This window comes from Vreelandella sp. H-I2, from assembly GCF_052959335.1.
The window spans coordinates 480,342-494,740 of the sequence record NZ_JBRAMC010000003.1; the positions used below are offsets into that span (position 1 = coordinate 480,342).

The following is a 14,399-nucleotide window of genomic DNA, read 5'->3' on the forward strand; positions in this document are numbered from 1 at the left end:
TTAGTATTGTCGAGACGTTATAAGAGCCTCTAAGAGGGATAATTTTATATTAATTAAAAAATCAAAATTCAATGATTACAAGGCAGCATAACGGGTCATTAATTTTATTTTTATTAATATTTTATAAGCTTCTAGCATATTAAAAGTTAAAATTAAAAAACGATAAATCTTTGTCATTAAGTTTCATCGTTTAAGCTACGGCATATAAATCAAGCCTTCTAAGTTCCCTCTCGCTTTTCGATACACCAGCATAAATGTTCAAGCAGCGTATAAAGTTAGTGCTTTAAAGCCGTCTAAGTGCGCGAAGGCAGTAGGTCATAAGCGTGGCGAGGGAGATCAGGCATCGTTGCCAGATCGTAGCTGACCAATGGTGCTTAGCGCCCTATCTCAGTTACTCTACACTGGGTGTTTGCGATTCATGAATGAAGGATGGTCGAATCAATGTTGGGATTCCTACAGGGATTTTCCTACGGTCTTTTTATGACCTGCCTGCCCTGGCTCTTGGTTGGCCTTTTCAACCCTGGCTTGGCGCATCCGGCGTTGGCGCCTAGCCGACTGCAGGTGATATTGCGCTATTGCTTGGTGGTTCCCTCCCTCAGTGTGCTGCTATGGCTAACCTCCCTGTGGGGTGGTTTCAGCCCCAGCCTGTTTGGTTGGTTAGCGGGTCTCGTTGCTATTCCTGTGGCGTTGCCAATCGAGCGAACACTGCGTGGCTGGCTGGCCCGCCGACGTGAACGTCGCGCGGAGGCGCAAAGAGTGGCCAAAGCACATAAACAACGTGTTCAGGAGGAGCACAAGGCCTATGAAGCGGGAGTGTCAGTGCTCGACCCGGCACGACCGCCCGAAGGAGCAGATGAGCTGGTGCTCGCCATGTGCCGGGCTAAGCAGCACCTGCTAGACGTACATCGCCCCGATCTAGCAATTCAGGCGGATCGGCTATATAGCCGTTATCGTCATTTGCTAGATGTCCTGGGTAGCCGTTTCCACACTGGCGAGCTGGCTTTCGAGCGTTCGCGCGGTTTGGTGACTCAGGTCTGTCTCGGGGCAGTGGATACGCTGACCACAATGGCGTCCCAGGCCCGCGGGGTGGTCAGTGTGGACGGGAATTACGTGCGCCATCGCCTTTCTCAGAAGGGTAGGCAATTAAGCGAGGAAGAACGCGCCGCCCTGGTGCGACGCCTGGACCTGTTGGTGGAAACGGAACACCGGCTGAATGGGCTTACCGCCCGCATCGAGTCTGCCCTGACCGTGCTCGACGATACCGCTGTTTCCATGGCGCGCATCGAAACGGCTCGCCCTCAGGCTTCAGTCACCACAGAGAAGGCGCTGGAGGACCTGCGCCGCTTTGTCGAAGGCGCAGATCGTTATGCCCGCAAAGAGTAATCAGGAGATTTACATGACGCAGCCATCCGGTGATAAACCCCTCTCCCTACCCCCGGTAGATGACATCGCTAGCCAACTGGGCAATGGCCAGGCTAACTCATCCGACGCCGAGCTAGAAGCAAAGGCCGACCGCTTTATCGAGGATATCCTCGCTGAGGGTGAAGACGTATCAAAGGGGCGCCAGCGCCGAGCCGTCGATGAGATGGGGCTTGAACTACAGCAGCAAGCCGCTCACCGCAGTGCAATGTTACAGACGCCGCTACGCCAGTTGGCCCACCAGAGCGACGAAGGCGGTCCGGTAGCCAAGGCACTGACCGATCTGCGTGGGCGTATGGAAGGGCTTGATCCCGCTCGTCACCGCTTGGCACCGAATGCTCTGGACCGCATTCTGGCGATCATTCCCGGCATTGACAGCCGCCTGCAGCGCTATTTCCAAAAGTTCGAAAATGCCCAGCAGGCACTGGACGCCATCATCGATGATTTAACAGGCGGTCGCGATATGCTGTATCGCGACAACCTTACCCTGAGCGATGACCAGCAGGCGTTAAATAAAATTCTTGCCGAGTTGGACCGCCAAATTGCGCTGGGCCGTTTGATCGACCACCGCCTGCAAGAGGAGATCGCCGCTCGCGATCCCGATGACCCAAGGCGTCACTTCCTTGAAGAAGAGCTGCTTTTTCCTCTACGCCAACGCATTGTCGACCTTCAGCAGCAGCTGGCGGTGAGTCAACAAGGCGTGCTGGCGCTAGAGGTTATTATACGCAACAACCGAGAATTGATGCGCGGCGTTGACAGGGCCATTAATGTCACCGTGTCGGCCCTTACCGTTGCTGTGACAGTTGCTATGGCGATGGCCAATCAGCGCTTGGTGCTGGACCGCATCGAAGCGCTCAATACGACCACTGCGCAGATGATTAGCGGGACTGCGAAAGCTCTGCGCCAGCAAGGCGTGGACATCCAAAAACGGGCCTCCTCTGCGATGCTCGACATGCAAGTGCTTGAGGAGGCCTTCAGCGAGGTGATGGGCGCAATCAATGATCTCTCGACCTATCGTCAGGATGCCCTGCCCCGGCTAGATGAGCAGATTGATCGTTTGGCGGCTTTATCGCAGCAGGGAAAAGCGTCTATCGAACGTCTCCAAGAGGGTAGCGAGTCACAGCCAAAGGATGACCGCACCTCAAGCTGATGTCTCAAGTTCCTTCTTAAATTAGTCATCCGGTGCCAGCTCTTCGGGCTTGGGTGGGGCACCTACCTTCACTTCGCTGAGATCTTCATGGGTTAAGCCGCGGAACAATGCAATCATCATTGCAAATACCAAAATAAACATCGGCAGGCCGACAACGGTGATCACCTCTTGCAGTGCGGTAAGCCCAGCATCGCCTGCCAGCACGATGAGCATGGCAGCCAGCATACCCTCAGAGACGCCCCAGAATACACGTTGATGCCAGGGGCCAGGATCCGCATTGCCGGTACATAGCATATCGACGACCAAGGAAGCGGAGTCCGATGACGTGGCAAAAAAGATGGCGACAACCACTACTGCCAGGCCCTGGATTAAGGTAGCCGCGGGGAAATTTTCGAAAAACGCGAACATGGCAAGAGGAATGCTTTCACCGACGGCATCAGATAAAACACCGGCTTGTGCCCCCATTGCCGCTCGTGCGTCGGCCCCAATCCCGTCAATCTCCATGGCAGACCAGCCAAAAACTGCAAACCAGACCAGTGTAAAAACAGAGGGCGCAAACAGCACGCCTAGGACGAACTCACGGATGGTCCGGCCACGGGAAATTCGTGCGACGAAGATCCCGATGAAAGGTGACCAGGTCACTGTCCAGGCCCAATAGAACACTGTCCAACTGCCCTGCCACCCCCAACCACTTCCATCATCACTGGTATAACTCGCCAGGGTGTCATTCCAAAACGCCATGGGGAGTAGGTTGGATATGTAAAGGCCAAAGGTTTCTACAACCGCACGTAAAAGAAAAACAGTCGAACCGGTAAAAAGCACAAACAGCATCAAGCCAACGGCCATGCCGATATTGATGTTGGAAAGCCGTTTCACGCCTGAATCCAACCCTGCCACAATCGACCCCACGGCAACAGCTGTCAGGATGGCGATGATAAGCACCTTGGTCACCACTGCATCAGGAATACCAAACAATTCCGTTAGCCCCGCATTAATTTGCTGGGTGCCCAAACCAAGAGAAACCGATACACCAAAGAGGGTGCCGAGAATGGCAAAGACATCAAGCGTTTTACCGAGGGGCCCATAAATGCGGTCGCCTATCAACGGATAAAATACCGAGCTGAAACGCATCGGCAGGTTATAACGATAAATAAAGTAGGCAAAAGCCAAGCCTGGCATGGTGAAAATCGACCATGTATGAAGTCCCAAATGATAGATCGAAAAACTCATCGCATCGTCGGCAGCTTCCACCGAGAAGGGCTCGACATTCGGCCTTGGTGGGGTAGCAAAGTGTGAAATAGGTTCGGCCACACCCCAGAACATCAACACCGTACCGATACCGCCCGCGAACAGCATGGTGAACCAGGAGACGTTATCATAGGCCGGCTTCGCATCATTACCACCCAGGCGGATCGACCCGAAACGGCTGATCGCGACCCACAGTAGAAATGCCACCCAACTCGTCACACCAAAAATAAAGAACCAGCCAAGGTTGGTAACGATCCATTCACGCCCAGCACCAAAGGCCTCCCCTATTGCCTCAGGCGCAATCAGCAGCACCACTAGAAAAAGGATCATTATCCCTGCAGAGGTAAAAAAAATGGTGGGATCAGTCTTAAGCCGCAGCTTTCTCGCTAGTGCTTCCATCATCATTACCCCCGCGTCTTTTCGACAACATAGGAGTAATTTACCGATCATGCCAAACTGTTAGCGAAAATTTATGTTTTACGGAAGTACGCTAAATGAATTCTCACCGCTTTCCTCAACGAGAATAAAACCTCAAGTGCAGTGCAATAGCGTGGTGTACTGGGGGGCGAGCCATCAATGGGGCCGTCAGGAAGAGACCAAAGCTACCAAGAAGAAGCGAACCCAAATAACAGGCCTACTTGCTCATAGCCTGCTTTTTGGAAGTGCAGATCTTATGACCATAAGGCCCGCTTCCTCAAGAATTTGGTAGTGCAGGTTTATAATTAAATAAACATGAGGGTTGATTAGAAAATCAACATCAGAAGACCGATGACCACTAACAGGCCTATCATGAAAATTATCCCTACGGTGCTAGCCAAAAATTTCAACATTCGACTTCTCCTTTATCGAATCATTCAGATCAATACGCGTTAACAAGCAAAAAACGCTATCAGCCCATTAGTCTATTTATGCCCAAGCTAATAATTACCAAGATAGGAGCCAAGGCCAATTCGTGCAAACTAGCTGTATTGGCTAATATTGACCAACCCGCGTGTGGAGTATCATTGCCCTCAGCAACACTGGCCATTGCCGCGCGCAAATGAAGGCCGCCTTTCGCCCTAGGCGATGGGCTAACACGCTGGCAAGTAGCTCCGCATTACGTACAGGAGGCGTTAGATCTTTGTAGGCCATGCGTTGGTACGTTTTGGAATCGCCACCTGAGGCGTGAACGCGGGTAGCCAGTGACGCCGTATGCAATGCGATGGCAATTCCATCGCCTGCAAATGAAGGAATAACCGCTGCTTGATCCCCCAGCGGGAATAGGCCTGGTATCGAATCACCGGGTGTATGAATATAGCCATAAGGAACACCGGAAACGGCCAAGGGTTCATCCCAACGTGGCACTAAATTGGCGAGGCGTTGCTCCATGTGGGAAGACGTCCGTCTAAGCCAGTCAAGCACCCCGAGCCAATGGCCACCACATGTTTTATAGATATCTTGCTGGATCAAAAAGCTAAGATTAATCCCTCCCTTTTCTATCGGCTCCAGGCCGGCATAGCCCCCTTTGAATAAATGAATCTCAACGGTACCGGGCCATGCGACCTGCTGCAATGCGCTGGGGCTAAAGTGCATCTTCAGACCAATGACGTTGTGGTGATTGGACGAATGACGGTACGCACGTGTACGACGCTTCCAGCCACGCAGTTCATGCTTACCATTAGCAAGAAAGACCGTGTTTGCTGAAAGTTCTGTGCCGGTTTGCCCGTTGCTAGATCGATTTCTGGTAAGCAACACCCACTCATCGCCTGCGCGAGATAAGTGTCTGACCGTCGTGCCAAGCTCTACTTTCGCCCCCGCAGATGCAGCCTGCTCAAGCAGAGCCGAATCCAACTTACATCGAGAAAGGCTCCACGCAGTGAAAGGCAGGTTGAATATAAGTTCGCTTTCACCGTTATAAAATCGAGCGTGACGGATGGGCTCAGCACCTAACGCCGCTAGGCCCAAACCCAGTTCATCAAGGTATTGCGCAGCTTCATAGCTGATGAACTCGCCGCAAACTTTATGATGCGGGCCCAGTTTGCGCTCTAGAAGGCGCACAGGCATGCCTTGCTTGGCTAATTTAATTGCCGCCGCAGACCCCGCTGGCCCACCGCCTATGATGATCGTCTCGTCGCTCATTGGGTTGGTGATTCTTTATTGCAGGAAACGCAGATACGGAAAGGAAAAAACCACTGAACACGCACATGGCCATCAAGCCCCGCTTCTTTAATCAGCCGCTGCCAATCGGCCATCGTTAATGCGCGCGCCACCGATACAGCGGCGTCGTTACGGATCAGCCGATTACGGCTAAATAGTGCAGTGGCTCCCTTGATAAAATAATAAGGAATGGGATGCCGATGCAGATCATTGATAAACCAGCCCTTGTGTGCACGCCTGTGCATCCAGCGCACAAACTCCACTATCTGCTTATCGGTAAGGTGGTGCGTAAATAGCGACGATATAACAATATCAATGGGCTGGTCCGGCTCGAACTCAAACACATTCGCCGTTTTGTAACTGATGGCGGAAGACATCGGTCGAGTTTCAGCAGACTTTTTCGACCACGGGTTCAAATCAACCCCTACCAGATCCCAACCCATCTCAGCCGCAGCACGATTAGGCCATTTCTTGGCGATTTGACGCAACATGTCCCCACCGCCGCTAGCGGCATCAAGTATGACAAGATGTTCGTTGTTTTCGAACCAAGGATGAAGCCATTGCAAAGTTGGCCGATAGGCCAACGTTAGATGATTGATACGTTCGAGGCCGACGAGGCAATCGTGGAATTCTTCAAATGAAATATCTTCTTCATCCATGAGTTCCTTTTCGTCGCTGCGTTGACTGAAGTCCGGCATGACTCGATGTATCCCTAAAGTACGAAGCGCATACTTTCGACCGTTAAGCCAGGCCCAAATGCCATGGCTAGGCCTGGCCCCGGCTTTTTGGCGTTGCTCAACATGGTTTGGAGTACAAACATAATGGTGGCCGACGACATATTGCCAAACTTTCTAAGTACCTCCCGTGACTCGGTCAGTTGATGCTCTTCAAGTTCCGCGCCCGTTCTCACAGCATCCAACACCGTACGTCCGCCTGGGTGAATTGCCCAATGCGCAATATCACTGCGCCTATAGCCGTCCAGTAGCGTGTTCATTACAAGCGGTAGATTGTTGGCAATGGTGCCAGGTACTTTGCCTGACAAATGCATGTCGAAACCCTGGTTACCAACACGCCAAGTAATCAGATCTTCCGTTTCCGGCAACACATCCGAGTGGAAACTCTCTATCTCGATGCCGACGGGTTGCGCTGACACAATGCTTGCCGCGCAACCATCGGCAAAAATGGCGAACGATAAAATTTCTTCGAGTGTTCCTGTGGGTTGGAGATGGAGAGTGCAGAGTTCAAGGTTTAACACCAGTACTTTCGCCTGTGGCTCGGAACGGACAATATGCCGAGCCAACTTCAGTGCGTTAATCGCCGCGTAACAGCCCATAAAACCGACGTTAGTGCGTTCGATACTGCCTGGCAGCCCGTAATGGCGAATCAATTGGTGGTCCAACCCCGGTGCATAAAAACCAGTGCAGGTAGTGGTTATTAAATGGGTTGTGCCGGTGAGGTCAAGTTGGTCCAGTGCACGCTTCGCTAATGTGAACGCAAAACGCTCGTAATATTGCATGCGTGCCTGCGTGTCAGGAAAAGCGTCATTCCTGTAGAACTCCTCCACATCCAACTTATCCTCATCAGGATGGGGTTGTAGAAACGAGTATCGATGTTCTATCTGCGCCCGTTCCGCCATCCGTTGGAACAGTTTGATTGACCGCTTGTCCGGCATAAGCCGCGGGCAGTATTCGATAAATTTGCTATGTATATCAAAATCCGGGACCGCTGAGGCAATGCAATTTATAAAGACCGGTTTCATTTCACTGCTCCTTACTACGTCAGGCTTATCCGTTGTGTCAGTATTCATGGATGACTCTGTAAGGAGAGACCCAGCCCATCCTGAATTTTGCACATCAGCCCAAGTGTTACAGGGAGTACTCCAGATACGCTAAGAACCGCAGACGATGCACTTATTGCTATTGTATTAACAAATAAAAAACTCACTGACCAGTACATTTATTGGCAGGTGGGATTGACAAACAGAAGTCGTTGCAACCCCCAATCCCTGTGTTCAATTAAATTTTCGATGCCATTGACCAGCGATAGAACCGAATGACTAGTGCATCCAAAAGCCTAATAATAAAACCATAGCCCTAAATGGAGTGTTTGGTAAAATTACGAATCCTTTCTATGGATTTATTAACAAAAAGCAAATCTAAAGGGGCCTAGCTATGCCAACATTCAAAAGCCAGAGATTACATTACATAGCTACTTATCTATCTACCTATCTACCTATTTACCTAGAAAAAAATTTAATTGTTACCGTTTTACAGGCGCACCTTTCATCTAAAAAGCAGTTAATAAGGCTTACAGCTTTTGACAATAAGTTAGTAGGTTATCACTAAAGCACCTTTTATAATCATCGACTCTCCTTTCTTGATTCGGTTTCCTCTCGCTTTTCTGCCCTGGCCTGACGCATTTGGTCATCCACATGTATTTCCTTGCGGTCTACAGGTCTTATCATCACTACCTGTTCCTCATCGACCACACAGAGCCTTGGCTTAATGGGCAAATTTAATAATTCTTTCTCGTGCTGCTCCTCCTCAAGAAGATGCAGCAGGCTAAAATAGAGCCTTTTTCTCACCCAGGGCGGCACCTCATCGGGTTTACGATGGATGTGCTTTCGCTTTAAATTTCGTTTAAAAATTTTAAACATTTTATTCAACCGTAAAAGGGAGAATAGAATAACCGAGAACAATCATAATAAGAGCTAAGAGGATAAGATGCAGGCCACGAGTTCTTTCCCTCGCTGCCTTTTCATTGGCTGTAAAATACCATCGATAAACTATATCAAAACTCCCAGTAAGCAGTTCCTTTAAGTCTTCGCCGACCTCTTCATCACTGGTTCTTTCCTCTCGCCCCCTAAATTTTTCCTCGGCTAAAAGCATTTCTCTCAAATCAGGCGGATCGACATAAATAAACCCTCTTTCGACCATGATAATATACGTAGCGCCAACAAGAAGTAAAACGATACTGACAATGAATATTACTACAAGTAGAAGCCCCAACGGCTCATTCATACTTTGAGTGTTTATATGCTTAGCAAGCGTGGACAAATTAAAAACTGTAAAAGCCATTGCTGAAACGGGTGTTGCCACGCTACCCCTTATTTGCTCACGACGATCCCTCTGAGTCTGATATTGCTCGCGCATCACTTCGTACCGTAACTCTCGGGGGGTCATATCTCCTCCTTCGACTCGACAACGCACAATCACCACATAAGACCGCTCATCTTAAGGTGCGCGCAGCATACTCGATTCCATGAAACCAACACGGCGTCCAACGATCATTTCTATCGCCCAGGCGGAAAGAACAGAGGTATACGCCTGCTGACAGGTTTCACTAGTCATTGCGTGATCCGCACCATCCACGATGCGATGGGTCATCGAATGTGCCTTCTCGAAGGCCCTGCGGTAGTTCATGATGGTTTCATGGGGGACCAAGTGATCGTGCTCAGCTTCGACGAGCAACACATCGCCTTCGAATTGAGCGCAAGCAGCTAGCGCTCTGTTCTCACTCGAAATCACCTGCATGCTGCGGTACTCGGCCAAATCCTCTCGATCCAGCTGCCTCTTGGGCACGTCCCATTCCGCATCCCGATAAAGCGCAGGAACGCTCAACGCTAACCACTTTACCGGGCGTTGCGTACTCAGTATGGAAGCCAAATACGCACCATAACTGTTGCCCATCACGGCAATCGCCGAGCGATCGATATCTGGATTGTTGGCAAGCACATCGTAAGCTGCGATCACGTCACGAAGATTATCGGCTCGGCTGACAATTTGCTGCTGCGCCAGCGTATCGCCATGTCCGCGAAGGTCAAAAGTGAGGCAAATACAGCCAAGTGCGGCAATACGCTTGGCGCGTATAAGATCACTCTCCTGGCTACCACCCCACCCATGCACAAACAATACGCCTGGTTTCCTGGCTTCAGGAGACAGTACGGTGCCAGCCACCTTACCCTTATCGACCGCGATCTCGATCGCTTCACTACATGTAGTCATAACAGCCCAACATGACGCATTTCGTTATCGGTCCCACGTCTGCATCAACCCCGCTATAGAGAATGGTTGCATCGGGAGGTGGGTGTCTCTCTGTACCGTAGATTTCAATTGATGAAGCGTGCACGATTTTCGAAGCGGGTTTTGTTTGAAAGGCTTCCAGCGCCACGACTTCCGCGCTGCTTGCGCCACCGATACGCCACGACTGCTCCAGTACGCCAACGCGTCGGGCCCCCGTCGCATCCACCCCGCATGCTACGTCGTAATTGCGGCGTGAGGCAAAAAAGCCAGGAAGGCACTGCGTTGCCGTCGTGTCGAAAACACGTGCTTTCGCTATCGCATTGCGGACCTCGTCAGAGAGTTCCAACGCAAGCAGCGCCTCGAAACTACCTTCAACGACGACAAGATCCGTTCCACCATAGACGACGGCGCCCTGATTATCGGTGGTGAGGTGCTGTGTACCATAATAGGAAATCAGGGAATCACTAACTTGCACTTGTCCGACACTATAGGTGGTTATATCAGCAAGATGTTCTTCGAGCACAAGGCCGTGTCTCGCCACTTCCTCTGCATCCAACGAATTTAGCTTATCAGTGAGTTCATCAGCAGAAGTGATGAGGGCTTGGCCTCGCCCTGCAGTGGCCCGTACCGACTTCATGCGAACCGGGCCGTACTCAAGTAGACGCAATCCCGCCACCTGCGCATCTTCCAATGAAAATGCCGAGTATCCGGTGAGGACAACCTCATGCACACGTCGACAAAATTCCTCTGGCCAAGCTAACGGTGCATTCGACTCGGGGCCGACCAAAGGGTGCGCAATCGATTTCGTGGCCATGAAGTGCTCGGGCACGACACCACCGAACAGATCATATTCGTTCCGTATGTCTAATCGCTGGGCTTTTTCCACGCCCACAAATACGTCAACCGGTACGAAATAAAGTGGCTCGGGGTAATCCTTCGCCGGGTCGTACTCACCGGCGAAATCCAGACCTTGAAGCTTGGCGAGCCGCCGGGCAATCTCGTGATGTGTGGCTCGCTCGTGCTCGGCTTCTTGATCGGGGCCAGGGTAAACCACCACACTCCCTCGTCTTTGATTTGACATCGACTTCCTTGTCCTCTCAATTAATCGCTTCGCCTAACTAAAACACCATGCTCCCTCTTCTCCATGAGATAGCTTTTGCCCTGGCGGATAACCCAAGACAGACTTATACCCGTTAATAGGATGAATCAACTGCCTAGTATTTTCCAAGGTAGCCAATACGAATACCTTTGCAAGGGAAATGAAACTTAGCCACATGCCTCCTTTCACTGACACTCTCTATATGCTGACAGGCTGCATAAAGAGACATCGTCATAACTTTAAAAATGTTAAATAAACGTAAATACAGTAAATTCCTTGCTCCTCCCTTTTAGCATCTTCTACCTTCACAAAGACAGGTTGATGTTGAGACATTCGTACCTGCTCGGTTTTGTAAGGAAACTGTTGGAAAGGAAACTTCAGCAAAGGAGGCGAATCATGACAAGAGGCCTTGGTGGTCAATCCCCCGCTAATGTGACGCATCATCTTAGCGGTATAGATTTTCCCGCTAGCCGCTCCGACCTTGAGAGACATGCCAAGGAAAACGGAGCAGAAGAAGATGTCCGTGATGTTATCCGCGACATGCCCGACCAGGAGTATGGCAGCATGGCCGATGTGACCAAGGGAGTCGGTGAGGTGGAGTAACGCTAAACCGCCAACTAGGCTCAAAAAACTGAGCCTAGTTGGCGACTACTAAAACTTATGTTTTTTCTTTCTGGCTTGCCTACACCGAATACTCACCGAAAACTTTTTGAAGTCGTCTTGTTCCTGCAGGAATGGGCAAGTTAGTAAAACGATAAAGGCGATCATCATGCCCCGTATTAATCGTAGCAATGCGGTCTTAATGCTAGCGGCTAGTATATGCGGTTCACCGTTTATTGGGGAGGCACTCGCCCAGGAAGTGTATTTCAGTCCTAACCAGATCATGACTTGGCCCACCCGCAGTTTTGAGGGTGAAACCCGATACGCTATCGTTGAAAAATCAGGCCGTCCTGTATTGGAAGCCAAATCCCAGGGCCAAGCATCTGCCCGCTAACTTGAACGTGAAATCGACTTAAATAAAACACCTTATCTGCATTGGTGCTGGCAAATCAGCAATACCTACCCAGGGTGGGACGAAACTACTAAAGCTGGCGATGACTACCCTGCTCGCGTTTATGTTGCACGTAAAACGGGACTTTTGCCTTGGCAGGTGGAGTCGGTGAACTATGTGTGGGCTTCCACCCAACCCAGGACGCTATCTGGCCCAATGCGTTTACGCAACGAGCACAGCCAATCGCTCTACAAAGCGGTGAAAATCGTGTTGGCGATTGGGTAGCTGAAGTTCGCGATGTACGTGCTGACTTCGCTGAATTCTTCGGAAGCTATCTTAGCCATATTGATGGCATTGCTTTAATGAGCGATGGCGATAATGCAGGAGGTAATGCAATAGCCTGGTTTACCCATTTAGGTTTCTCTAGCACAAAAGATGCCCTCACCTGCCCGCAGTAAATATTTGAATTGCCCTAAGTACTCAAGATATTTTCATATAAAAAAATAAGCTATTGTTACTGTAACCCTACTCCACCGTTATCCCAGCCCCGCAGAACAGCTTTCATACCGGCCCAAGCCTTGACCTGCCTTATTGCCTGCAGCGCGTATCGTTCAAACAGGGCTGGTTTGGCTACCTGCGCGCGGCCAACCATGCCGGCGCTCTTCTGATAGTGACCAACCTGAGCAGGTTGACCCTCAATTCCTGCTATTCCGGACGAACGGCAGTTTCACCCGGACGCACGGCAATTCCTGGTAATGCGGCCGGCTCGTATGCTTATGGAGTGCCCTCGAAAGAGGGATCTACGGTAGCTCCCCGCCCTTACGGCGGGCAGCGCGGCAGCCGGTTCATACTCTCCAAAAGGATCAAAGCCATGACCGATTTCATTCTCAAAACACTCGACGGCGGAACACGAAGCCTTCCGGCCAAGATGATTTCGGCGCTGCGCGCTGATATGACCGGCCCACTGCTGCTGCCTGGCGGTGAGGGCTACGACACGGCCCGCTGCGTCTGGAATGCGATGATTGACAATCGGCCCGCTCTGATCGCGTGTTGCGCCGATGCCAATGATGTCGCCGCAGTAGTGAACTTCGCACGCCAGACCGATGCGCTCATCTCCATAAAAGGTGGCGGGCACAATATAGCGGGGAACGCGGTTACAGAAGGCGGCCTGATGATTGATCTCTCCGCGATGAATAGTGTCGATGTGAACCCTGCGACACACTGCGTCCAGGTGGGACCCGGCGCCACGCTGGCCGCTCTCGATGCGGCGACCACGCCCTACGGGCTTGCGGTACCCGTCGGCATAAACTCGACGACCGGCATTGCAGGTCTCACCCTCGGCGGCGGCTTTGGTTGGCTGACGCGTGCGCACGGACTCACGATCGATAGCTTGATTGCGGCCGATGTCGTCACCGCTGATGGCGCGCGGCTGTGTGCTACAGCGGACGAGAACCCCGATCTCTTCTGGGCGATCCGCGGTGGAGGTGGCAACTTTGGTGTTATCACCCGTTTCGAATTCCAGGCAAGGGTTGTCCGGTCCAACCTGCTGTGCGGCCTACTCTTCCTGCCGCTCGAACGGGCACGGGAGCTCTTCATGCTTCAGCGGGAGCTGATGGAAGGCGGCTCGGAGGCGTTGACGACGTGGATGGTGGTGCGCAATGCGCCACCGATGCCTTTCCTGCCCGAGGAATCACACGGCACCGGTATCGCAATGATGGCGTTTTGCTACGCAGGAGAACCCGAAGAGGGCGAGGCCTCAATCGCTCCGCTCAGAGCGATCAACAACCCGCTCGCGCTTCTGGCGGGCATTCAGCCCTTTGTCGAATTCCAGCAGATCTTCGATCCGCTCCTGATCCCAGGTGCGCGCAACTATTGGAAGTCCCATGACTTGCTCGAATTACCCGACACCGCTGTCGAAGCGCTTATCGAGGCCGTTGATCGCTTGCCCGACGCGGAAACGGAGATTTTTGTCGCTCACATAGGCGGCGCAATGTCTCGCGTCGCCCCGCATGAGACCGCCTTCGTTCAGCGCCGCCCCCATTACGTGGTCAACATTCACACTCGCTGGCAGGATCCGGCAAAGGACGACGCAGCCCGTGGCTGGGCGCGAGGGCTTTTCGAGGCACTTGCTCCTTACTCAGCGGGCGTCTACGTCAACTTCATGCCGGCCGAGGAAAGCGCCCGCGTGGCTGAGGCCTACGGCGCAAACTATGCCCGGCTCACCGCAGTCAAGGCCTGCTACGACCCGGAGAACCGGTTCCGTCTCAACCAGAACATAGTACCCGACGCTGAGGTACAGCTGGCCGGGTGATGCTCATAATGTGCCGCTGGGGA

14 protein-coding genes and 1 pseudogene are annotated in these 14,399 nt (G+C 51.8%); 6 read left to right on the forward strand and 9 right to left on the reverse strand.

Features of this window, described 5'->3' with window-relative positions; all coding sequences use genetic code 11:
- Positions 1–429 precede the first annotated feature (429 nt).
- Positions 430–1,383: a cobyrinic acid a,c-diamide synthase gene (locus ACUVOF_RS10210; protein WP_447044247.1), complete on the forward strand. Its 954-nt coding sequence runs from the start codon at positions 430–432 to the stop codon at positions 1,381–1,383.
- 13 nt (positions 1,384–1,396) lie between these two features.
- Entirely contained in the window at positions 1,397–2,569 is a 1,173-nt protein-coding gene (locus ACUVOF_RS10215) for a toxic anion resistance protein (protein WP_447044248.1), read from the forward strand.
- A 21-nt stretch (positions 2,570–2,590) separates the two neighbouring features.
- Here ACUVOF_RS10215 and ACUVOF_RS10220 read toward each other — a convergent pair whose 3' ends face one another.
- From ACUVOF_RS10220 to ACUVOF_RS10260, 9 genes are all read right to left on the reverse strand, one after another.
- Positions 2,591–4,216: a BCCT family transporter gene (locus tag ACUVOF_RS10220; RefSeq protein WP_447044354.1), complete on the reverse strand. Its 1,626-nt coding sequence runs from the start codon at positions 4,214–4,216 to the stop codon at positions 2,591–2,593.
- 344 nt (positions 4,217–4,560) lie between these two features.
- Entirely contained in the window at positions 4,561–4,647 is an 87-nt protein-coding gene (locus ACUVOF_RS10225; RefSeq protein WP_443089279.1) for a hypothetical protein, read from the reverse strand.
- 142 nt (positions 4,648–4,789) lie between these two features.
- Positions 4,790–5,935, reverse strand: coding sequence for an NAD(P)/FAD-dependent oxidoreductase (locus ACUVOF_RS10230; protein ID WP_447044249.1), 1,146 nt, complete (start codon positions 5,933–5,935; stop codon positions 4,790–4,792).
- Positions 5,932–6,612, reverse strand: a complete 681-nt coding sequence (locus tag ACUVOF_RS10235; protein WP_447044250.1) for a methyltransferase domain-containing protein — start codon at positions 6,610–6,612, stop codon at positions 5,932–5,934. Before ACUVOF_RS10235 ends, ACUVOF_RS10230 begins: the two co-directional genes overlap by 4 nt.
- Positions 6,613–6,665: 53 nt before the next feature.
- Complete coding sequence (locus tag ACUVOF_RS10240; RefSeq protein WP_447044251.1) at positions 6,666–7,712, reverse strand: type III polyketide synthase; 1,047 nt, start codon at positions 7,710–7,712, stop codon at positions 6,666–6,668.
- Positions 7,713–8,312: 600 nt separating this feature from the next.
- A complete protein-coding gene (locus tag ACUVOF_RS10245) occupies positions 8,313–8,609 on the reverse strand; it encodes a hypothetical protein (protein WP_447044252.1) in 297 nt (98 codons plus the stop codon).
- A 1-nt stretch (position 8,610) separates the two neighbouring features.
- Positions 8,611–9,135: a hypothetical protein gene (locus ACUVOF_RS10250; RefSeq protein ID WP_447044253.1), complete on the reverse strand. Its 525-nt coding sequence runs from the start codon at positions 9,133–9,135 to the stop codon at positions 8,611–8,613.
- 51 nt (positions 9,136–9,186) lie between these two features.
- Entirely contained in the window at positions 9,187–9,957 is a 771-nt protein-coding gene (locus ACUVOF_RS10255) for an alpha/beta hydrolase family protein (RefSeq protein ID WP_447044254.1), read from the reverse strand.
- Entirely contained in the window at positions 9,944–11,056 is a 1,113-nt protein-coding gene (locus ACUVOF_RS10260) for a DUF3182 family protein (RefSeq protein WP_447044255.1), read from the reverse strand. The genes ACUVOF_RS10255 and ACUVOF_RS10260 overlap by 14 nt, the downstream gene beginning before the upstream one ends.
- A gap of 414 nt (positions 11,057–11,470) precedes the next feature.
- Between ACUVOF_RS10260 and ACUVOF_RS10265 the strand changes: the two genes are divergently transcribed.
- The 4 genes and pseudogenes from ACUVOF_RS10265 to ACUVOF_RS10280 all read left to right on the forward strand — a co-directional run bounded on the left by ACUVOF_RS10265 (position 11,471) and on the right by ACUVOF_RS10280 (position 14,376).
- Entirely contained in the window at positions 11,471–11,677 is a 207-nt protein-coding gene (locus tag ACUVOF_RS10265; protein ID WP_447044256.1) for a DUF2795 domain-containing protein, read from the forward strand.
- A gap of 166 nt (positions 11,678–11,843) precedes the next feature.
- On the forward strand, positions 11,844–12,068 hold the full coding sequence (locus ACUVOF_RS10270; RefSeq protein WP_447044257.1) for a hypothetical protein: 225 nt from the start codon (positions 11,844–11,846) through the stop codon (positions 12,066–12,068).
- Positions 12,069–12,122: 54 nt separating this feature from the next.
- Positions 12,123–12,523: pseudogene (locus ACUVOF_RS10275) on the forward strand (DUF3047 domain-containing protein).
- Between the two features lie 413 nt (positions 12,524–12,936).
- The gene (locus ACUVOF_RS10280; RefSeq protein ID WP_447044258.1) at positions 12,937–14,376 is read left to right on the forward strand and encodes an FAD-binding oxidoreductase; all 1,440 of its coding nucleotides are present in this window, start codon (positions 12,937–12,939) and stop codon (positions 14,374–14,376) included.
- Positions 14,377–14,399 lie beyond the last annotated feature (23 nt).